Here is a 21391-nt window from a genome sequence, read left to right on the forward strand (position 1 = left end):
ATTGGGGAGATTCTATGAAAATTGAAAAAGTTGATTTAAAAAGGCTAAATATGCCTCTAAAAGCTCCGTTCGAAACAAGCTTTGGACGTCTTACTTTTAAAGACTTTTTAGTTGTTAGTGTTCATGGTGATGGGTTTATTGGTTATGGAGAAAGTGTTTCACTGCCATTTCCAGTTTATAACGAGGAAACGACTGGAACGGTGTCGTATATGCTTGAGGAATTCTTGATTCCACAGTTGTTAGACAATGAGATCAATACGCCGGAGGATGTATCTACTTTATTTCATCCTATTCGTCGGAACAACATGGCAAAAGCAGCCATTGAGGGAGCAGTTTGGGATCTTTTTGCAAAGCAAAAGGGCATCACACTTGCCGAAGCCCTAGGTGGCAATAAGCAAGAAATTGATGTAGGTGTCAGTATTGGAATTGAGCCCTCTATTGAAGAAGTATTAAGCAAGGTTGAAAGATTTATATCAGAAGGATATAAGAAGATTAAAATTAAAATTAAACCTGGATTTGATGTTGAGGTCATCAGAGCTATTCGGGAAAAATTTGGGGACGATGTTCCATTAATGGCAGATGCAAACTCTGCTTATACATTAGAAGATATTGAAATTATTAAAGCCTTAGACGAGTTTAATTTGATGATGATTGAGCAGCCACTAGCTCATGATGATATTATTGATCATTCTTTGTTGCAAAGGGAAATTAACACTCCAATATGTCTTGATGAAAGCATTCACTCAGTTGAAGATGCAAGAAAAGCAATTGAACTAGGAAGCTGTAAAATAATTAATATTAAAACAGGTAGGGTCGGTGGATTAACTGAAGCAAAGAAAGTGCATGACCTATGCGCCGATAAGGGGATACCTGTATGGTGTGGTGGAATGTTAGAAGCAGGTATTGGACGTGCTCACAATATTGCTTTAACCTCACTTTCTAACTTCACAATTCCTGGTGATACATCTGCATCAGACCGTTATTGGGAGGTAGATATCGTAGAACCGGAAGTTAAATTGTCTGCTCCTGGAAAGCTAGTTGTACCATCAACGCCGGGTATTGGTTACAACATTAATGAAGAAGTGTTAGAAAGCTTTGTTATTGAAAGCAAAAGCTTTTATTCAAAGCTCACACATAAATAATTATTCATATGCTCATCAAAGTTGTATATTTGAAAAATCTAAGGAGGAATTTACATGTTTGATATTATAATCCGTAACGGTCAACTTTTTGATGGAACTGAAAACCCGTGGACAAAGATGGATCTTGGAATTGTAGACGGAAAGATTACTAGAATTGGTGATTTGAGTCAAGAAAAGGCAGAAACTGAAATTGACGCTAAAGGACTAGCTGTTTCCCCTGGTTTTATTGATACACATGTACATTCTGATTTGCTTTGTACAAAACCAGAGATTCATAAAATTAAAGTTTTGCAAGGTGTGACAACGGAACTGTTTGGTCAAGATGGAATTTCAGTAGCGCCAGTATCAGAAGAGACCAAACCCTTATGGCAGAAGCAATTAAAGGGTCTAAACGGAGATATTGGTGATTGGCCATGGAATACTATTGAAGAATACCTTGAGTTTTTAGATAACTCAACCATTGCAGGTAATGCTACATATTTAGTTCCGCATGGTGCAGTAAGAACGCTTGTAATGGGATTTGACGGAAGAGTATCTACAAAAGAAGAAATGGAGAAAATGAGATTACTAGTCGAAGAGGGGATGCGCCAAGGTGCTGTGGGACTTTCTTCTGGCTTAGTATATCCTCCAAACGTATTCTCCAATAAAGAGGAACTTATAGAACTTTGCAAAGGTGCTGCCAAATATGATGGTTGCTTTGTTGTTCATATTCGTAACGAAAGCAATCAGTCCTTAGAAGCTTTGGACGAAGTGATTGATGTAGCAAGGCAGTCTGGAGTTCGTCTACATGTATCCCATTTTAAGGTTGCGGGGAAAATTAATCGTGATAAGTTTGTCAAAGCCTTAGAGAAAATGGATGAGGGACGTAAAGAGGGAATTGAAATTACTTTTGACCAATATCCGTATACAGCTGGTTCGACAGTATTCCATGCGGTACTTCCACCATGGATGCACTCTGGGGGTACAGCTGAAATGCTTGAAAGATTAAAGGACCCAAGTGTTCGAGAAAAAGTCAAAAAGGATCTAGCTACTAGAGATGATTTTGAGAATTGGTCATTAACCTGTGGTTGGGAAAACATTACAATAACCTCTGTAACGACCGATAACAACCGTGATTTAGAAGGAAAGAATATGGTTGAGATTGCGGAACTTCGAGGAGTTCACCCTACTGATGCTGCGATGGACATTTTAATAGAAGAAAATGCAGGGGTTACCATGGTTATTCACTGGGGTGACGAAGAGGATGTTATTTTCGGTATGCAGCATCCCCTACAAGTTGTAGGATCAGACGGTATCTTTGGAGGAAAGCCACATCCAAGATTATATGGTACATATCCAAGAGTACTAGGGAAATTCGTACGTGAAAAGGGAGCACTTTCATTAGAACAAGCGATTCGTAAAATGACTGGAGCTCCAGCTCAATTATTAAGATTGAGAGATCGAGGCTTGTTACGAGAAGGATATGCAGCTGATGTCGCTGTCTTTGATCCCGAAACGGTCATTGATAAAGCAACGTATTCAAGTCCTTTAGAGGAACCAGAAGGCATTTTGTACGTTATCGTAAATGGAAAACTAACTGTAAGTAATGGTCAATATATTGGAACAACCGCTGGTCAAGTTATTCGTCGGGAGCAAACCAATGAGAGTAAAGTTCAAGTGTGATGTAACGGAAGATATTAGGGAATTACAAGAAACCATTCATCTGCAAAAAATGGTATGGGGTGACGATACAGTCACCTCTTTACCACAAATGGTTGCTGCCATTCACAATGGGGGAGTTGTAGTGGTAGCCAAAAGTATCGATAACCAGAAAATAGTTGGCTTCTGTTATGGGTTTGCAGGCTATGACAACATTACGAAACAAACACATCTTTGCTCTCATATGATGGCGATTGATCCGGAACATCGGAATCATGGAATTGGGAAAGAATTAAAGCTTGTTCAACGTCAATGGGCGATTAAGAATGGCTATAAAAAAATGACCTGGACCTTTGATCCCCTTGAAATTCGTAATGGTTATTTAAATCTTTGTAAGCTTGGTGGATATGTAAACATCTATATTCCTGACTATTATGGAAATCTTGAGGATAAGTTGAATCGAGGATTACCATCAGACCGTTTCCTTATTGAATGGGAACTAGCTTCTGAACGCGCAGAGATTGCAGCAAGTGGAGATTCTATTTTTGATGACGGGTGGGAGGACTATCCTTCACTACTTCATTGGAGGTTAGAGAATAATCAACTAATCCCAGAAGATGTGCAGCCTCTTAGTAACCACAAAGGATTCTTAGTAGCAATTCCAAAAGAAATACAAAGAATTAAAAATGAGAAATTTGATATTGTAAAAAAGTGGAGAGTAAAAACTCGAGACTTATTTACAATTGCCTTTTTTAATGGATATAAGGTAGTCGGAGTTTTACGGAGTGAGGAGCCAGTACACTATTATGTCCTTGAAAAATGATATTTTAGAAGTATTGGAAAGACTTTGAATCAAATTCATAGCTAGTGAGAGTAGGAGAAGGATTTCAATTATGTCTACAATTAAGGAATGGATAGTTGAAAACAAGCAACTAATCGTAAAAACATACAACGACTTACATCAGCTTGCAGAAATAAGTTGGAAGGAATTTAAGACTAAAGAATATTTAATAAATCAACTTGAACAACTGGGGTTTTCTTATCAAACGTTTCCCAATCATACAGCCATTGTAGCGGAATGGGGTGATGATGAGGGACCAACTGTTGCTTTACGAGCCGACATGGATGCATTATGGCAGAATGTGAACGGTGAATGGAAAGCTAATCACTCATGTGGTCACGATGCCCATATGACCATGGTGTTAAATGCTTTGCGCTGCTTAAAGGAAATAGGCTTTTCTCCCAAAGGGAAACTAAAGGTCATTTTTCAACCTGCAGAAGAGTCTGGTAAAGGAGCAGTTGCCTTAGTAGAGGATGGTGTAGTAGACGATGTCACCTACTTGCTAGGCATCCATGTCCGTCCAAAGATTGAAATGTCCTATGGACAGGTTTCAGCTGCGATTTATCATGGAGCGACAACCCTATTAAGAGGTACTGTTAAAGGGGTTCAAGCTCATGGTTCTAGGCCGAATATGGGCATAAATGTAGTGGACTCTATAGCAGCGATTGTGAATGCAGTAAACGCAGTTAAAGTAGACCCAACGATAGCAAGTTCTGTAAAGGTTACACAAATTAACGCGGGAGGGGATAATGTAAATATTATTCCTGACGAAGCTACTTTTGGAATCGATGTAAGAGCACAGACAAATGAAGCAATGAAAGAATTGGTACCAAGAGTTTTAAAAGCTGTAACATCAGCTGGGTCAGCAAACGGTTCAGAGGTAGACGTTCAAATTGCCGCGAGTATGGTCGCGGCTAATCCTAATTTCTATATGGAACAGGTTGTAAAAGAAGCAGTTGTCGAACATCTAGGGGGAGCTGCTTTTGTTTCTCCTCCTATTACTCCTGGTGGAGAGGACTTTCATTTTTACACAAAAGAGAAAAAAGAACTGCAAGCTACGTTGGTCGGACTGGGGACAGACTTAGAACCAGGATTACATCATCCGAATATGACATTTAATCTTAACGCTTTAGAAAACGGAGTTGCCGTATTAGCGGGAGCGGCGGTGAAACTCTTTAAGTAACGTTCTAACGAAAATTGTCTATATGGGGGTGTAAACTTGTATAAATGGAATGAAATGACGAGAGATGATTTTAAAGAAATAACAGAAAAAGCGATTGTCATTCTGCCTATTGGAGCGGTTGAACAGCATGGACCTCATCTTCCTGTTATGACGGACGAAGCGATAGTAAATGAGATTGCAAGAAAAAGTGGAGAAAAAATAGCAAAACAAGTACCAGTTGTACTTGGACCAACAATTCCATTTGGTTTTTCCCATCATCATCTTATATACTCAGGTACTCTCTCTTTAAGTTCTAATACGTTGTTACTCGTATTAAAAGAGCTTCTAGAAAGCGTAGTAAAAAGTGGGTTTCAGAAGATTTTTATCATAAATGGTCATGGTGGTAATGATGAAATTATTCAACTAGCTGCCCGAAATGCCGCAATGGATTATAATGTAACGGTGGGGGCAGCATCTTACTGGTCAATCGCCTCGGATACTATTAAAAACTATTGTGAGAAACATCAATTATCACCTGCTCCGGGTCATGCTGGGCAATTTGAAACATCTCTAATGTTAGTTATTTATCCCGAATTGGTTAAATTAGCGAACCTAGTAAACGCAAATCCAAGGCGCAACCCTTTGGAAATTGATTTACTCTATACTAATGTGAGGATAGAAAAACCTTCTATTTGGAAGGACATCGATGGTTTTACCGATGATCCTAATTCTGCATTTGCGGAGCGAGGTAAAGAACTAATCGAAATTATTACAGATGAAGTGGCTAGATGTCTTATTGAGTTTGGTAAGTAGTAAATACCTCATTTCAACACGATGCCATCTATTTTGAGTTTGGCCTGATTCCCATGGAGTAAGATTACACCTCTGGGGGCAGGCCTATTTATATATGCAAAGTAATTTTTTAATTAAAAATAAATTAGTAAAGTAAATACATTCTGTTACTCTATACATATATAGCTACCAATTTTCAAAGGGGTGTTGAGATGGATATGATATTAGGAAAAACAATAGACGAATGGATACAAACCTATCCATTATTAGAAAACCTCCTGCTAACAGAGGAAGTGTTTTGGAACAATCCGAAGTGCATAGATTTTGAAAGAGCGATTCAACATGTTTCTTTAGGAATCGAGGATGTCCGTGATGCGGAAAAGAGGTTAAAGAGATTTTCATCATATCTTGCAAGTGCTTTTCCAGAAACGAGGGAAATGAATGGAATTATCGAATCACCTTTAAAAGAAATTCCTGTGATGCAGCGTTCCCTTGAGAGTTTGTTTACTGAAAAAATAGAAGGAAAACTGCTCCTAAAATGTGATAGTCATCTACCGATTTCTGGCTCAATTAAAGCAAGGGGCGGTATTTATGAGGTTTTGAAGCATGCAGAAGATTTAGCCTTAGAAAATAATCTTCTATCTACTGATGATGATTATAGCAAACTGGACAGTGATACCTTTACACAGTTCTTCTCCAAGTATACTATCGTTGTGGGTTCTACTGGGAATTTAGGATTAAGTATTGGAATTATAAGTGCAAAGCTAGGTTTTAACGTAACGGTTCATATGTCAGTCGATGCAAAACAATGGAAAAAAGCTCTGCTCCGGAGTAAGGGTGTAACAGTAGTCGAACATGAATTAGACTATAGTGTTGCAGTTGAACAGGGGAGAAAACAGTCTGAGGAAGATCCTAATAGTTATTTTATTGATGATGAAAATTCGACCAATTTATTCTTAGGATATGCCGTTGCAGCATCAAGACTTAAAAAACAATTGGAAACGATGAATATTACCATTGATGAAAATCGTCCATTGTTTGTGTACCTTCCTTGTGGAGTTGGTGGCGGGCCAGGTGGTGTGGCTTTTGGTCTAAAGCTACTTTTCAAAAATCATGTCCACTGTTTTTTTGCCGAACCGACGCATTCACCTTGTATGTTATTAGGCTTATTAACCGAGCAACATGATAAGATTTCAGTCCAAGATTTTGGCATCGATAACAAAACGGCTGCTGATGGCTTAGCTGTTGGCAGGCCTTCGGGCTTTGTTGGCAAAACATTGGAGCAGTTAATTAGTGGGGTCTATACGGTGGAAGACGATCAGTTATTTGCTTATCTCAGTATGTTGACTCAAACAGAAAATATCTACTTGGAACCCTCTGCATTAGCGGGAATAGCTGGCCCAGCTCGATTGTTTGCTGAACCAGAAGGAAGACTTTATATCATGAAAAATAATTTAACAGAAAAAATAAAGGATGCTGTTCATATATCATGGGCAACGGGAGGCAGCATGGTTCCAAAAGAAATCATGGATTCCTATGTAGAAAAAGGGGTAAAGGTACTAAACTCGAAACCTCAAAAAAATAAATGAAATATTTTTTTTAAGCATTTTTTAACGTCCCTTAATATCCACTTATCTATTTGGTAGATAAAGTGAATATTAGGGGGATTTTATTGTGGAATATAAGTAGCCTAAAATGAAAAAGAGGATCAGAAAATGCTAAAGTTTGTAATCCTAAATACGAATTTTTAGGATTGAATATATTCAAATTTCTTAAGCAATCAGTAAACAAATTCTAATTATTAAAGAGCATTACAAAAAAAGTAATGCTTTCTTTTTTTACATAAAATAGTAATATAGTCCCATATATTACCTTTTTATATGAATATAGTAAAAAAGTTATATTTTATATAGTAATTTTGCCTAATTTCTATAGACAAGCACAAAAAGTATAGCTAATATAAAATATGGAATATAAAGAAGATTGAGATTATTTGAGTAACAACACCTAGAACACCCACCTATAATGATCTTGCTCTGGAAAAGGGTGAGGTATATATTGATAGAAATAATAATCCTTTTATCTTCATGGATAATAGGAATCTTATTATTCTGTTTTTTAGTACCAGTTTCGAAACTTCGCTTAGCCATTATTGGCTTTCTTATTATGCAAACAATCACATGGCCATTAGGCTTTCTTGTATCCGAGTTTAATTTGATCAGTTATCCAGTTCGTCTCTTTGATGATGCAGCTCGAACTAGTTTTACATTTGAATACTTTGCGTTCCCAATCGTTAGTGCATTATATAATTTATATCATCCACGAAAATCAAAGTTAAGAGGACTTTTATTTACAAGTATAATCGTTTCTTTATTAACAGGTATAGAAGTGATACTTGAAAGATATACAGATACAATTGAATATATAAATTGGAGATGGTATTGGAGCTCGATTTCCATGTTTATTACATTATATATTTCGTTGGGGATATGGAATTGGTTTAACAAAAAAAGCGCTGACAAGTAGATTTACATAGCATAAGCCCCAAAGGACCTATGCTATTTTTGATTAATGCAAAGCTGTTTTCAATGTTTCTAGATTTTGTCTCATAATGCTAAAATAATCAGCATTGTTTTTAATATCCTCTTCTGTAGCTGATTCCAGGTTATGGAGAGTTAGAGCTTCTGCGTTGATTTCGTTTTTTACCATTTCAGAAACTTTTGAAGTAAGATTTTGCTCAAATAACACAAACTTGATGTTATGTTCTTTTGCTAGGTTAATAATGCGTGTTAAATCCTTTTGGGTAGGCTCATTTGTGGGAGATAATCCGGAAACACTAATTTGCTTTATACCATACCTTGATTCCCAATAACCGTAAGCTGCATGGGATACTACTATTTCTTTCCTAGAAGACTCGTTCACAACTTCCATGAATTCTTGGTCTAATAAATGCAAGTTTTTTACTAGTCCATCAAAATGTTTTTCAAAGTCTTTTTTAGCCTCTGGTTTTAATTCCTCAAGTATATGAAGAATATTTTCAGCCAACTCTCGAGCTAAAAGAGGATCTAACCAAACATGTGGATCAACATCTCCATGATGATGGTGATCTTCCGTACCAGTATCACTGTCAACTTGTACCTCGTGTTCATCATGGCTGTTGCTTTTTTCAATATTTGAGTCAAATTGGTGGTGGTCGTGTTCAGTTTCAGTTATCTCCTCATCATTAAGTAATTCGTATTCTTCTTGTGCTTTCGAAAGTTCCATATTTTGCGTAGCCTTAACCAATTGCACCTTTTCATTTTCGAATGTTTTAATGGCTGCATCAATGAAGCCTTCTACACCTGCACCAACATAAATAAGAGCATCCGCTTCCGCAATCCTTACCATTGTTTTTGGAGTGGGTTCGAATGTGTGAGCGTCAGCACCTGTAGGGAACACACTTAAAACCTCTACATGTTCACCACCAATTTTTTCTGTGAAATCCTGTAATGGAAAGACTGTAGTGTAGATTTTAAGACGTTCAGATGGTGTAGGAGTGTTTTTTGCTTCAATTATACCCGTTTTGTTTTCTTGGACACACCCAAACAAAAATGTGGTTGCTAATAAAACGAAAAATGCAATACCGTGCTTAATTTTCATCAATTTCCCTCTCAATCATAATCATTCCGATTTACTCGGTATATGTAAAATGTATATCGTAATCATTCCGATTAATAAACTAAAAAAAATGAATGTTCATATTACTTGGTGCATTTATTAGGCTCTTTGATTTTAACAAATCGTAATGATTTCGATTTACTTAAATAATATTACGATAGAATTTAAAAACTTTCAAGTAAAATTTTGAAGTGGAAATGATTTATTATTTTTCAAGAATAGGAGATTCTTACTTTTCTATTATTTATAGAGACTGGTGGCCATGCCTTGTAGCAGGTGCTTTCAATTTTGAAGCATTTGTTACCATTTATGAATCTAAAGGAGCATGTTTACATAATCCCCTAGTCAGCAGTCCATAACATGAATAATCCCAATATATCCCGAATTATCCAATAATATGGCATTTGAGCAAGTATTCAAAAAAGATATACAATTTTATATGACGTCATTGTTCGTGGTACTTTCGTTTCAAAAATCAATTTGAACAAGTATTGCCAATCAGAATCTTTTCTAGAATAAAAAACTCAGGGGGTATATAGGTACATGAAAAAAACATTATCAATTTTATTTTTAGTATTTATCATGGGAATGATGACAGCTTGTGGAACCGGTCAGGAAGCAGGTGGATCAACTGAGGGAGGAAAGTCTAGTAGTGATTCTTCAAGTTTACTAGAAGAGCTGAAAGAAAAAGGAACCGTTAGAATTGGTTTTTCAAATGAACCGCCATATGCTTATCAAGATGCTAAAACAGGAGAATTAAAAGGAGCAGCGGTTGAGATTGCTACAAAGGTTTTTCACAATATGGGAATTGAAAATGTAGAAGGTCAAATTGCAGAGTGGAATCAACTCATTCCAGGAGTAAAGGCTGGCAAATTTGATGTCATCACAGCAGGAATGGCAATTTTGCCAGAACGTGCAGAACAAGTGCAATTTGGTGAACCGGAAATTCAATATGGTGAAGGTTTAATTGTTGAAAAAGGAAATCCATTAGATCTTCATAGTTACACGGATATTGCTAATAATCCTGATGTAGTTGTGGCTGTCATGTCTGGGACAACTGAAATAGAGTTTTTAACTGAAATGGGTGTTAGTGAAGACCAGATTCTTGAGGTTGCTGACATTCCAGCTACATTCTCAGCTGTGCAATCAGGTCGTGCTCAAGCGACAACAGGGACAGAAATGACGGTGAAAATGGCCTTAGAATCTTCTGATCAAGATGCTTTAGAATTTGTGGAAGATTTTGAGCAACCTGATATCAAGGGTGTACCAAGTTATGGTGCAGCTGGCTTTGCAAAAGGTAACGATGAACTCGTAGAGGCATACAATGCAGAACTGAAGAAGCTTAAAGAAAGTGGAGAGATTCTTGATCTCATTACCCCATCTGGTTTTGGTGAAGGCAACCTTGTTCCAAACGATTTAACAACGGAACAAGTGATTGAAAGTTTAAAATAACACGGGGAAAAGTCGACAGGTCTCCCAATGGGGGATCTGTTTTTTAGTGGGTTTGGTTTGAATCAAGATTTGGATAGTTATAGCAGGATTGTGCGATATAAAATTCAATTCCGTTGTTATAGCGCAATTGTGAGAAGTAAAACGCAATTCCGAAGATTAACGCGCAATTCCGTGAAATAAAAAACATTTCCGATGCACAAAACGTAATTCCGAAGATTAACGCGCAATTCCATGAAATAAAACGCAATTCCACAGGTTTAATCAAAAACGAGGTGATTCCAATTAGTCAAATAGGTGAGATCTTTTCAATTTTACTTCAAGGTTTGAATATTACGATTACGATATTAGTTACATCTGCATTCTTCTCCTTTCTAGTTGCTTTTTTAGCAGGGTTTGGTCGATTATCGAAGAATATCTTTATCCGAAAATTTTCAGGTTTTTTCGTCGAAGTTTTCCGTGGCACTTCTTTAATCATTCAATTGTTTTGGTTTTTCTATGCATTGCCAATTTTGTTTGGGATTGATTTAGGTTCTGAATTTTGGGCTTGTGTGATTGCCATTTCAATGAATTATGGTGCCTATATGTCAGAAACCGTTCGTGGTTCCATTCTATCCGTTGCACACGGACAAACAGAGGCAGCGATTGCTCTGAATATGTCACGCTTTCAGAGGATGAGAATTGTCATTTTGCCGCAAGCGGTACGGATGATGCTTCCGGAATTCGGCAATTATTTGATACAAATGTTAAAGGCAACCTCTCTCATATCACTCGTAGGCTTGGCTGATATTGTGTATAAAGGCCAACTTTATACAAATACCAATCTTTCTTCTACGCCTACTGTCTACTTACTAATTCTAGTATTCTATTTTATTATCGCCTTACCTTTAATTGGTTTAACGAAGTGGGCGGAAAAACAATCATCGAAGGGAGTGGCAAGTGAATAATGTGGGATTGGAATATGTTTTTTGGATCACTTCCGATGATTTTTAAAGGGTTGTGGGTGACCCTTGGGGTAACAATTGCCTGTTATCTTTTTGCGATGGTGTTTGGTTTTGTTTGGGTTACTCTTAAACGAATCCCATTTAAACCCTTTCAGTGGGTTGTGTCATTTGTGCTTGAGTTTATTCGTTCGACACCGCCACTTGTGCAATTGTTTTTCTTGTTTTTTGGGTTACCGATGGTTCCATATGTAGGCGTGAGTTTAAGTCCATTTACTGTTGCGGTGTTAGGACTAGGGGTTCACTACAGTACATACATCTCTGAAATCTATCGTTCTGGTATTCAATCTGTTGATAAAGGGCAATGGGAAGCCTCAATTGCTTTAAATATGTCTGTGAGGGATAGATGGACAAAGGTCATCCTTCCACAAGCCATTCCTCCGATCATCCCAATGCTGGGGAATTATTTAATCATCATGTTCAAGGAGGTCCCATTGACATCGACAGTTGGGGTTGCAGGCATGTTGCTTATGGCGGATAAATTTGGTGCAAGAAATTGGGCGTATTTAGAACCATATACATTAGTGGCTATTTTCTTCCTGCTATTAAGTTATCCATCAGCAATCTTAATCAAAAAATTAGAAAACAAGATGAACCGACGATTTGATAAGAAAGATCCAACAGGAGCTAAAAATGTAAAAAAGGGAGTGGCTATCGATGGCTGAGCCGATTGTAACCTATAAAAATGTGACGAAATCTTTCGATGAGGTCGATGTCTTAAAAGGAATTAACTTAGATATCGCACCTGCTGAAAAGATTGCACTGATCGGACCGAGCGGGTCTGGTAAAACGACGATTATTCGGTTATTGATGACATTGGAAGAACCAACTTCAGGGGTCATTGAGGTAAATGGCCAAAACCTCTGGCAGATGGAGAAAAAAGGTGAATTAGTTAGAGCTAATGAAAAGCACTTAAGGCAGATTAGAGGAGATATCGGAATGGTATTCCAGCACTTTAATTTGTTTCCGCATATGACAATCTTAGAAAATTGTATGACGGGTCCTATTAATGTGAAGGGAGCATCCAAGGAAGTGGCGAAGAAGAATTCAATCGAAATGTTAGAAAAAGTTGGTCTAGGTGATAAATTGGAAAACTATCCGAATCAGCTATCAGGTGGTCAAAAACAACGGGTAGCGATGGCACGCGCACTCGTCATGCGTCCAAAAGTGATGCTTTTTGATGAAGTAACCTCAGCCCTTGACCCAGAGCTAGTAGGTGAAGTACTGGAAGTGATCCGTGAAATCGCCAAAGAAGGAGAAATGGCAATGGTCTTGGTCACCCATGAAATGGATTTCGCACGTGATGTCGCAGACCGAATTATTTTCTTAGAAAACGGCGTAATCGCCGAACAAGGAACACCCGAAGAAGTCCTAGAAAATACCGAAAGCGAACGCCTTCAACAATTCCTAAGTCGCTTCCGATCTTGAAATGGGTCACGGGGACAGGTCCCTCGTCCCAAACCATATAGGACCAATCTATTAAAAATAATAGGAAAAGAGTTAGAGTTGTAGATCCGAGATGATAGGCAACTCTTTTTCTTATTTGAGTAATTATCGCAGAAGGTGAATTGAAGTTTTATAATAGAAGACTTTAGCTAATAGAATTAGTTGGGAAAAATAAATTGGTGTCACGATTGAATGACATTTGGTAGTTGAAGTTGGACACCATGCGGATATTAATTTTTATAGTTATTAAAAACATTTAATAGTTTATCAAGTTCTTGACTGCATTTAATTGTCTCTGTATTTAAAAGTCCATTTGAACTAGCAAGGCGGATCATTTCATCTCTTTTTCGAACGATTGATATAATAATAGATTCCCTATTAAACTGCGTATTTTCCTGTAACAATTTCTACACCTCTTTATTTATTTAACGCTTCAAAAAAACAAATACAAACACTATTATGCAAATTTTTTTACATAATGAAAAGCCCTTCGACAAAATAAGTCAAAAGAAGATAAAACAGTATGTGACAAAAATGTGAAAAACTCCACTTTACATAATGAATTTTTTCAGGTTGATAGAGTTGTGAAGGGAGTTCATTTTAATTCATTAACTTTCGTGACAATAATGTTAGATTAGTCCGCTTAATTGTAAGATTAATCGATGGTTATTCTCATTTAAGTATATTATATTTAAGAATAGGTCCGATTGCGTCGACCTATTATTTGTTTTATGAGGAGGTAACAATGGGGGATCTGGATATCATATTAATAATCAAAATGATTATTGTTGGGTTAGTACAAGGCTTTACAGAACCAATTCCGGTGTCATCAAGTGGGCACGTCATGATTGCTAGTGAAATTTTGGGGCTTGGTGAACAAGGATTTACTTTTGCTATCTTAACAAATACAGCTTCACTATTTGCGATACTTTTTATTTATCGAAAAGATATCGCAAGACTTGCAGTAAATTCAATTCTTTATGTAAAAACAAAAGATTTTCGTTATAAGAGTGACTTTCGGTTTGTTTTCTTTATTGTAATAGGCACTATCCCGGCAGGTGTTCTTGGGATATTATTAAGTGACTTTATAGCAGAAAATGTTAGTATGACGACGATTGCACTGATGCTTTTCATCACAGGGATTGCCTTGTGGTTAATACGCAATATGAAAGGGAATAAAGGCGAGAGTGATTTAACAATGAAGGATGCATTAATTGTTGGACTGGGGCAGGCTGTCGCATTAACACCAGGTATCAGTCGTTCAGGTGCAACCATTATTTCTGCCGTTGCTGTTGGAATGAAATCAGATACGGCTCTTCGATTTTCATTTATGTTGTATATTCCCGTGAGCCTCGGGGGAGTTATTCTTGGCATTTCTGATTTTTTAAACGAACCAAATAAAGCAGACTTAGCCATTCCGTATTTAGCTGCATTTATCGCAACACTGTTAATGACCTATATTGCGTTGAAGTGGTTTATGGGAATCATGAAAAGTGGGAAACTATCTTATTTTACATATTATTGTTTCTTAGTAGGGGCATTACTTCTCATTTTCTTCTAACGTTTATCTTATTTGAACGAAAGGTGCGATAATCCATTGAAGGGTTATCGCTTTTTTTGTACAAGGAGACCGTTTGGATTGATGCAAACAGTTTTCTTATTCATCTTAAAAAAAAGGAAATTCGCTAAAATAAGTAGAATTAGTAAAGCATAAATCATTTAAGACTAAAAGGGGAATTTCCGAGTCAATTTGTAGGAAGGGGTTTCACTTTACATGGATTATACAAGTTTGGTCGTGATGGCTATTGTATGGGGAGGTTTATTATTTTAATTTTTAGCTCCCATCCAAAGAAAATCGGAAACAGTAGCTCATAGAAAAGGAAAGTTGGCAAATGCGTTAAAACACAGTTTTGTTAACGTAACCTTTCATAAAAAAGCAATTTTAGCATTAATATTAATGGTGATTACTATATTTATCACTTTATGGTCTCAACAACAAAATGAATTGTATAACGAAATACACGGAATTAATTTGCAAACTCACCCCATAAATTTCACATTCGGGATAGTGATATATTCACTAATGATCTATTTGTTACATATTATTGGAAGACCCATAAAGTTCTAAAGAAAGAGGGGTTGAAGTGGATGTATTTCTTGGGATAACGATTTGTATTATAATAATCGGATTTGTTGTCTTGGCAATAATTAAAAGAAATATAGAAATGAGGAAACGCGCTTCTACTCAATCTTAGATTTGGTTGTAGGTGGAACAACAGCTTGGGGGATAGCGAGTATCGTGCTTATTATCTGGTCGTTTGGTTATCATTGAAAGGATATTTCATACTATTATGAGTACGTAACAATGATCCAAAGAAAATAAGATGCCCCAGTTCAAGGACATCTTTACTTATTTTTTGCAATATCTTTTCGATTTGGAGCAAGTGGTGGTTGTTCAATCCATTTATTTTTAGACATGATATTAAACCACTCTTTGGTTATCATTAGATTTTTTAATATGATTTTTTCATAAGTTGCTGCGAGGTCAAATCTCATGGCAGAAGCTAGACCTGCACCGTGATAAGATTGTGCTGATTGCAGTAAGAAACCTATATGAAACATCATTAACTTATCGGAAAAAGGTGAATCTTGAGAGTTCGTGACCTCTGTTTCCCAGGACATGGGAACAGGCAAATTATCATCTTTAAGTAATTTACTCAGTGCTTGAATTTGTTGATCTGATGCCCTTTCTGCTTTCTCCAAAAATTTTCTAACTTCCAGTGATTGGGTTACTTGGCTAAATCCAATAGATAGTGACTTTTCCAGTATTTTCTTTTTTATATTAAGAGATAAAGCAATTATTTCTGTAGCAGCTAATGGCCGTTGATCTCCGAAAAAATCACCTAAGAATTTTTGACCTGAAACATATTCCGGTCCTTTTGCCGGATAAAAATAGGGGTCTCTTTGAAAATGTCCCTTTTCCAATAGTAATTCAATTGTTCTATTGTACATATTCATTCCATCATTACAACATGATTGATAAAAGTGTCTTAGGTCTTTTCTTACGGAAGAACTAAGGGCAGTAGAATGACCTAATATACCATGAAGGGTCATTATATGTAGATAGTGCAAACAGAAGATGTCAGAGAATAATCTTTTGGTCGTCTTATTAAGGTCGGAATCAGTAAATCCTATCGGAACAGGAAATTCTTGATTTTCAATGAATGTTTTTATTTGACTTTTTTGTGATGCAAAAATCTTAATGGCATCTTCGAATACCTCTTTAATTTTCTCATCTTCAATAATGGATAACATATATTTATTTACAGTATCAACAGCAGTTCCGTTTACATATTCTCCCCATAGCGTTCCTATTTCAGCCGACGTGAGTTTTAATTCTTCTTTATCCATTCCAATCACCTCTTGCTAATCTTTCCCTGAGTAAGATGTTTTTATAATGTACATGATTAAAGCGGAATTACTGTTCTGGATTAAAGTCCAATATTTCCAAGAGTTTTTCTGTGTTACCTTCGAAGGTTAAGAAAAATGGTTGGTTCTCGTCATTAAACAGCATTAAATATGGATCCTCTTGACTAGGTAGAATTATGGTTACTTCATCGACAAGGTCATCAAACCATTTATTTCTTATCATAATAGTTGGTTCTAATGGAATTCTTACCATGTATCCGTTAGAGGGAATAGGATTATATTTCGCATATACGCCTGTTATTCCCTTAAGAAATTTCTCTACTTCTTGCTGTACATCTGCGTTGGTTAGTTGTACAGTTTTTATAACTTTGTCTTGATCTATATCGAATATTTGTATTTGCTGCTTTGTTTGAGCAATACCACTTGTTGATAGTAATTGAAAAATAAAGAGGAAAACGAGTACCTTTTTTATCAATTTAACCACCTCTAATGTATTGTTCCCCAAAAAAGAAGGTAAACAACTAAATTTTCGAGAACAGTTAATAGTATGTACAGTAGAATAGGGAGAGGTTCTTTTTTGGAATTAAATTGCATATAAGTGAATCTCTATAATGGAAGGAGGAACTTCACGTGGGGAAACTAACGAGGGTTCAGCAGCTAGCTTTGGACTATATTACTAATTATGCAAAGAACCATAATCGTGAAGCTAATGAATTAATAAACCATATACTAAAAATGTCGAATATCCCAAGCACTGTTTTCAGAACAGCAGTTTTAAATTTGAAAAATTATGCACGAATTGGAATCCATTTTCATCCCGATCGGCCAGATTCAACGATGAAGAATGTTGCTGAAGCACTTCTAGAACAGGGAATATATAAAAGCCAATTCGAAACTCTAATATCAAATGGGAGTGTATCAGCTCTTCCAGGTGGCGAACGTGATCTTTGGGAAAAGCGAATGTTTGGAGGAGCCTATCAAACAGAGGGTACCACCAGTCATCAACGTCCAAAATATGGTGCATTGAATATAATGTTACATTCAGACGGGCCAGCTCCACGTTTTGGCTCATGCTACTTTCTTCTATACCCCAAAGTATCAACTCGTTCTACGTTTACGTACTTAGATTCTCACCAAGAACCTAAGGAGAAGGGGACTTATGAAGAGTTTAATATGATTCTTGCAGCACTCTTAGAGGAGACATTCTCTAGGGAATTTGCAATCGGAGAAAGAGATCTAACACCAACAAAATTAATCGATCATTTATTGGTGAATCTTCAAAAAGGCGTAATAACCGACGAAAAAAAGGAACCAAAACGTAACCTTAATCATTACATAGAAGCCCAAGTCCATGGAGATATTTCACTTAAGGAAGACGTGGAAGTTCTTGTTGCGGACCCTTCTTTTAAAGATACAAATATCGGAACCACCTTAGAAGAACTATGTCTTAAATATTCGATTGAATTATTGTGGCATAGAGGATTTGTACTTCAGGCAGTTGAAGTTCCTTCTAACTTCAGAGGCTCAGCCATGCCTTCACTAGCAGCCCGGATTGCACAAAATAATTGTATCAATGCGGCTATAATTGGTTGTGCCGTCATGGACCTTTACCGTAATCCTCAAAATTGGATTGACCGTGGCAGTTTCAGGGAGGTACTTCAGGAATTAAAACTTTTATGGCATGTGCTAGTTAGGCATGGAAAGCCTTATGAGCAATAGATAATCAGGGAAATTGTTTATTTGAAATGAAAGGACCGAGAACTATGACGAATAACATTAAACAGAGAAGAATCATTCTAGATTTAGCAGTTACATTAGATGGATTTATTGAGGGGAAAAACGGAGAAATAGATTGGTGCATTATGGACCCTGATATGAAATTTACTGATTTCTTAAATCAAATTGATACTATTTTATATGGTAGAAAAAGCTATGATTTATGGGGGCAGTATACTCCGCAAAATGAAGAGTCTGACTCTGAAAAGGAAATTTGGAAATTGGTTCATAGTAAAGAGAAATACGTGTTTTCCCGAACAAAAAAGACGGATGATCAAGCGAAATTTATAAATGAAAAGATTGTTGAAGAAATAAATGAATTGAAGAAAAAACCTGGTAAAGACATCTGGTTATATGGTGGAGCAAGTCTCATTACAACATTTATTAATTTAGGACTTGTTGATGAATTTAGGTTATCGATTCACCCAGTTGTATTGGGAGAAGGAAAACCTTTGTTTACTGATCTAAAACATAGGATAAATTTAAAAATGGTTCATACAAGATCGTTTTCATCTGGGGTTGTGCAAATAATCTATCATTGGAATGGAGAATCATAATATCTCTTATTGAAGAATGTAAGAAACGAAAAATAGATATGATTAGGAAGAAATTTAGGGAAAAAGTATAAAGAGAGCCAATTTAACACACTGCTACAAGGGAGGATCATCGAACGGATGGTCTTTTTATTTTTGGACATTGGATACTATGTAGTAATTATGAATGAATGTAACTCGACCAATCCAACCATAACGAATTCAATAATTTGGAGGATGATTATGTGTAAAAAAATAGGATTGATTCTTGTAATCATGAATTTTCTTTTCGTACCTGTATCAACTCAGGCAGCTCCATCACTTGATACAGCCGATGTTGACGAATACGTTTCAAATTATATAGAAAAAAATGGACTGCCTGGTGCAGCCATCGTAATCGTTAAGGATGGGAAAGTACTATACGAAAAAGGATATGGGCATGATTCTGAAGGCAACCCATTGACAGCAAAGTCCAAAATGGGGATTGCTTCTGGTACTAAGCCATTTACTGCATTTGCTGTTTTACAATTGGTTGATGAAGGGAAAATAAAGCTGGACGACCCAATCGTACAATACCTACCAGAGCTTACATTTGATGACGCAAGATGGAAACAGGTAACAGTACGACAATTATTAAGTCACACCTCTGGGGTGCCGAACCCGACCATTGTAGCCCCGGCGAATACATTAAAAGAGGGAGTAGAACGTTTCCATGATTGGAAGCTACAATCGGAACCAGGAAAGCAATATGCATACAGTAATGCAAACTACTGGACCTTGGCATTTCTAGTAGAAAAAATAAGCGGCATGACATTTAATGATTATTTAAATCAAAATGTATTCTTACCGATCGGAATGAACGATTCAATCTCATTAGTAAATTCAGAAGACATCGAAGAATATGGAATATCTCGTGGATTTGTCACCTTATATGGCAATGCAATACCTTGGACGGAGCTCGAAAAAATGTTTAGTGGTTCGGGAAGCATCTTTACAACAGCTAGTGATATGGGGAAATGGCTCTCAATGCATACGAGTGAAGGGAAAAATGAGAATGGGGAACCATTATTATCGCAAAAGTTACTAAAAGCATCGTATTCACCACAACCTGGAAGTGAAAAATATGGGCTTGGTTGGTCGATTAGCTCACCCAATATTAAACCAGCACGTATATCACATAGTGGATCCATATCTACCTTCCAATCTCAACAAGATATCGTGCCGAGTAGTGGTTACGCAGTTGCTGTATTACTTAATAGTTTCACAACTACTTTCGAACACTCGTATGAGATAAGTTCTGGTATCATACAATTGACGGAAGGATATGCTCCGGAATTAAAAGCCCCAACACCTAAAATCATTGATTATTCACTTGGTGTGTTGACACTGGTTTATTTGTTTTTAGGAATCAGAGGAATTCTAAGAAGTAAAAAATGGTCAGAAAAACGTAAAAAAAATGGAGCATGGCGATTCTATTTCCGATTGATTCCTCAATTGATACCTGTTGTAGGAATTGGCTGGTTATTATTTATTGTCCCGACTTTAAAGAATAACAGTTCCACGATTATTGATGCGTTTGGTCTGTTTCCTTCAGGGATGATTTTTTTGGTAATCACTTTTATCATTGGATTGGTACTCACAATATTGAGAATTTACTATCGATTTAGGATGCTTAATTGATGATAGATATATCACGAACTTGTAAAATGATAAATGATTTATTAGAAAGAGCCTAAACGGATATCACAAAATTTGAGAAATGATAAAAGGTTTACCGCAATACTGATATACATGGAGTATCGAAAATCTTTTTATGAAAGAAGAACTTAAAACAAAGGACGACCCCTGAGGTCGTCTTTTTATGTGGGAATTTTCAATCGTATTTTTGGAATATTATGTTAGTATGGAAGAGTGATTGATTTTTTAAAAGGGGAGAAATAACTTAATGTCAATTCATATTAAACAATGTAACCTAGAAGACTTACAGACACTTCAAGAAATTAGTTGTGAAACATTTAATGAGACGTTTAAGGATCAAAATTCATCCGAAAATATGAGTGCTTATTTGGAAAAGGCATTTAACTTAAAACAATTGGAACAAGAATTATCCAACATGTCATCGCAATTCTATTTTGTCTATTTTCAAAATGAACTCGCTGGATACTTGAAGGTCAATACTAATGATGCTCAGTCGGAAGAAATGGGGAATGACTCACTTGAAATCGAGCGGATTTATATAAAGAACAAATTTCAAAAACACGGTCTGGGTAAATATCTATATAGTAAAGCGATTGAAATTACGCAGGAAACGAATAAAAAGAAAATATGGCTAGGTGTTTGGGAAAAGAATAAAAATGCGATTGCTTTTTATAAGAAATTAGGGTTTGTTCAAACTGGCGCTCACTCTTTTTACATGGGTGATGAGGAACAAACGGACTATATTATGACAAAAACACTCATGTAGTGGGTCAGCGAAGTGAGATACATAAAAAGAAAAATTGGGTAATGAGTATAAAAAACTTTGG

20 protein-coding genes are annotated in these 21391 nt (G+C 36.5%); 16 read left to right on the top strand and 4 right to left on the bottom strand.

The annotated features are described in order from the left end of the window. The first annotated feature begins 14 nt into the window (after positions 1–14). The 7 genes from menC to NST91_RS11330 all read left to right on the top strand — a co-directional run bounded on the left by menC (position 15) and on the right by NST91_RS11330 (position 8101). A complete protein-coding gene (menC, locus tag NST91_RS11300) occupies positions 15–1142 on the top strand; it encodes an o-succinylbenzoate synthase (protein ID WP_341331206.1) in 1128 nt (375 codons plus the stop codon). Positions 1143–1196: 54 nt separating this feature from the next. Continuing rightward, complete coding sequence (locus tag NST91_RS11305; RefSeq protein ID WP_341331207.1) at positions 1197–2804, top strand: N-acyl-D-amino-acid deacylase family protein; 1608 nt, start codon at positions 1197–1199, stop codon at positions 2802–2804. Next, entirely contained in the window at positions 2782–3603 is an 822-nt protein-coding gene (locus tag NST91_RS11310; RefSeq protein WP_341331208.1) for a GNAT family N-acetyltransferase, read from the top strand. Before NST91_RS11305 ends, NST91_RS11310 begins: the two co-directional genes overlap by 23 nt. A 70-nt stretch (positions 3604–3673) precedes the next feature. Next, positions 3674–4804 carry a M20 peptidase aminoacylase family protein gene (locus tag NST91_RS11315; protein WP_341331209.1) on the top strand — a complete coding sequence of 377 codons (1131 nt, stop codon included), beginning with the start codon at positions 3674–3676 and terminating at the stop codon, positions 4802–4804. A gap of 36 nt (positions 4805–4840) precedes the next feature. Further along, on the top strand, positions 4841–5596 hold the full coding sequence (locus tag NST91_RS11320) for a creatininase family protein (protein ID WP_341331210.1): 756 nt from the start codon (positions 4841–4843) through the stop codon (positions 5594–5596). Between the two features lie 197 nt (positions 5597–5793). Continuing rightward, on the top strand, positions 5794–7164 hold the full coding sequence (gene dsdA, locus NST91_RS11325; protein ID WP_341333529.1) for a D-serine ammonia-lyase: 1371 nt from the start codon (positions 5794–5796) through the stop codon (positions 7162–7164). A 469-nt stretch (positions 7165–7633) separates the two neighbouring features. Continuing rightward, a complete protein-coding gene (locus tag NST91_RS11330; RefSeq protein WP_341331211.1) occupies positions 7634–8101 on the top strand; it encodes a CBO0543 family protein in 468 nt (155 codons plus the stop codon). Between the two features lie 42 nt (positions 8102–8143). Here NST91_RS11330 and NST91_RS11335 read toward each other — a convergent pair whose 3' ends face one another. Then, positions 8144–9214, bottom strand: coding sequence for a metal ABC transporter solute-binding protein, Zn/Mn family (locus tag NST91_RS11335; RefSeq protein ID WP_341331212.1), 1071 nt, complete (start codon positions 9212–9214; stop codon positions 8144–8146). 561 nt (positions 9215–9775) lie between these two features. Here NST91_RS11335 and ehuB point away from each other — a divergent pair. From ehuB to ehuA, 4 genes are all read left to right on the top strand, one after another. After that, positions 9776–10684: an ectoine/hydroxyectoine ABC transporter substrate-binding protein EhuB gene (gene ehuB, locus NST91_RS11340; RefSeq protein WP_341331213.1), complete on the top strand. Its 909-nt coding sequence runs from the start codon at positions 9776–9778 to the stop codon at positions 10682–10684. A 281-nt stretch (positions 10685–10965) separates the two neighbouring features. Next, a complete protein-coding gene (locus NST91_RS11345; protein ID WP_341333530.1) occupies positions 10966–11628 on the top strand; it encodes an amino acid ABC transporter permease in 663 nt (220 codons plus the stop codon). Then, positions 11628–12347 carry an ectoine/hydroxyectoine ABC transporter permease subunit EhuD gene (gene ehuD, locus NST91_RS11350; protein ID WP_341331214.1) on the top strand — a complete coding sequence of 240 codons (720 nt, stop codon included), beginning with the start codon at positions 11628–11630 and terminating at the stop codon, positions 12345–12347. The genes NST91_RS11345 and ehuD overlap by 1 nt, the downstream gene beginning before the upstream one ends. Then, a complete protein-coding gene (gene ehuA / locus NST91_RS11355) occupies positions 12340–13110 on the top strand; it encodes an ectoine/hydroxyectoine ABC transporter ATP-binding protein EhuA (RefSeq protein WP_341331215.1) in 771 nt (256 codons plus the stop codon). The genes ehuD and ehuA overlap by 8 nt, the downstream gene beginning before the upstream one ends. Before the next feature lie 248 nt (positions 13111–13358). On the opposite strand, the gene NST91_RS11360 is transcribed toward ehuA, so the two are convergent. After that, a complete protein-coding gene (locus NST91_RS11360) occupies positions 13359–13532 on the bottom strand; it encodes an aspartyl-phosphate phosphatase Spo0E family protein (RefSeq protein ID WP_341331216.1) in 174 nt (57 codons plus the stop codon). A 341-nt stretch (positions 13533–13873) separates the two neighbouring features. Here NST91_RS11360 and NST91_RS11365 point away from each other — a divergent pair, with 341 nt between their 5' ends. Beyond that, positions 13874–14689, top strand: a complete 816-nt coding sequence (locus NST91_RS11365; RefSeq protein ID WP_341331217.1) for an undecaprenyl-diphosphate phosphatase — start codon at positions 13874–13876, stop codon at positions 14687–14689. Positions 14690–15534: 845 nt separating this feature from the next. Here NST91_RS11365 and NST91_RS11370 read toward each other — a convergent pair. Both NST91_RS11370 and NST91_RS11375 read right to left on the bottom strand, forming a co-directional pair. Then, positions 15535–16539 (bottom strand): DUF3231 family protein, encoded by a 1005-nt coding sequence (locus NST91_RS11370; protein ID WP_341331218.1) that lies wholly within the window; start codon positions 16537–16539, stop codon positions 15535–15537. Positions 16540–16606: 67 nt separating this feature from the next. Beyond that, entirely contained in the window at positions 16607–17032 is a 426-nt protein-coding gene (locus tag NST91_RS11375) for a hypothetical protein (protein ID WP_341331219.1), read from the bottom strand. Between the two features lie 155 nt (positions 17033–17187). Here NST91_RS11375 and NST91_RS11380 point away from each other — a divergent pair, with 155 nt between their 5' ends. The 4 genes from NST91_RS11380 to paiA all read left to right on the top strand — a co-directional run bounded on the left by NST91_RS11380 (position 17188) and on the right by paiA (position 21330). Continuing rightward, positions 17188–18276, top strand: coding sequence for a DUF3626 domain-containing protein (locus tag NST91_RS11380; protein ID WP_341331220.1), 1089 nt, complete (start codon positions 17188–17190; stop codon positions 18274–18276). A gap of 44 nt (positions 18277–18320) precedes the next feature. Further along, positions 18321–18890 (top strand): dihydrofolate reductase family protein, encoded by a 570-nt coding sequence (locus NST91_RS11385; RefSeq protein ID WP_341331221.1) that lies wholly within the window; start codon positions 18321–18323, stop codon positions 18888–18890. 219 nt (positions 18891–19109) lie between these two features. Further along, a complete protein-coding gene (locus NST91_RS11390) occupies positions 19110–20546 on the top strand; it encodes a serine hydrolase domain-containing protein (protein ID WP_341331222.1) in 1437 nt (478 codons plus the stop codon). A 265-nt stretch (positions 20547–20811) separates the two neighbouring features. Continuing rightward, a complete protein-coding gene (gene paiA, locus NST91_RS11395) occupies positions 20812–21330 on the top strand; it encodes a spermidine/spermine N(1)-acetyltransferase (RefSeq protein ID WP_341331223.1) in 519 nt (172 codons plus the stop codon). The last annotated feature ends 61 nt before the right edge of the window (positions 21331–21391 follow it).

The organism is Ferdinandcohnia sp. FSL W7-1320 (genome assembly GCF_038050315.1).
In the GTDB taxonomy this organism is placed as follows: Bacteria; Bacillota; Bacilli; order Bacillales; family Bacillaceae_L; genus Ferdinandcohnia; species Ferdinandcohnia aciditolerans.

What these genes read in the sequence shown, in the direction of transcription:
- menC (WP_341331206.1), top strand. Translation starts at nt 15, where the DNA reads ATGAAAATTGAAAAAGTTGATTTAAAAAGGCTAAATATGCCTCTAAAA.
- NST91_RS11305 (WP_341331207.1), top strand. Translation starts at nt 1,197, where the DNA reads ATGTTTGATATTATAATCCGTAACGGTCAACTTTTTGATGGAACTGAA.
- NST91_RS11310 (WP_341331208.1), top strand. Translation starts at nt 2,782, where the DNA reads ATGAGAGTAAAGTTCAAGTGTGATGTAACGGAAGATATTAGGGAATTA.
- NST91_RS11315 (WP_341331209.1), top strand. Translation starts at nt 3,674, where the DNA reads ATGTCTACAATTAAGGAATGGATAGTTGAAAACAAGCAACTAATCGTA.
- dsdA (WP_341333529.1), top strand. Translation starts at nt 5,794, where the DNA reads ATGATATTAGGAAAAACAATAGACGAATGGATACAAACCTATCCATTA.
- NST91_RS11335 (WP_341331212.1), bottom strand. Translation starts at nt 9,214, where the DNA reads ATGAAAATTAAGCACGGTATTGCATTTTTCGTTTTATTAGCAACCACA.
- ehuB (WP_341331213.1), top strand. Translation starts at nt 9,776, where the DNA reads ATGAAAAAAACATTATCAATTTTATTTTTAGTATTTATCATGGGAATG.
- ehuD (WP_341331214.1), top strand. Translation starts at nt 11,628, where the DNA reads ATGTGGGATTGGAATATGTTTTTTGGATCACTTCCGATGATTTTTAAA.
- ehuA (WP_341331215.1), top strand. Translation starts at nt 12,340, where the DNA reads ATGGCTGAGCCGATTGTAACCTATAAAAATGTGACGAAATCTTTCGAT.
- NST91_RS11365 (WP_341331217.1), top strand. Translation starts at nt 13,874, where the DNA reads ATGGGGGATCTGGATATCATATTAATAATCAAAATGATTATTGTTGGG.
- NST91_RS11370 (WP_341331218.1), bottom strand. Translation starts at nt 16,539, where the DNA reads ATGGATAAAGAAGAATTAAAACTCACGTCGGCTGAAATAGGAACGCTA.
- NST91_RS11385 (WP_341331221.1), top strand. Translation starts at nt 18,321, where the DNA reads ATGACGAATAACATTAAACAGAGAAGAATCATTCTAGATTTAGCAGTT.
- NST91_RS11390 (WP_341331222.1), top strand. Translation starts at nt 19,110, where the DNA reads ATGTGTAAAAAAATAGGATTGATTCTTGTAATCATGAATTTTCTTTTC.
- paiA (WP_341331223.1), top strand. Translation starts at nt 20,812, where the DNA reads ATGTCAATTCATATTAAACAATGTAACCTAGAAGACTTACAGACACTT.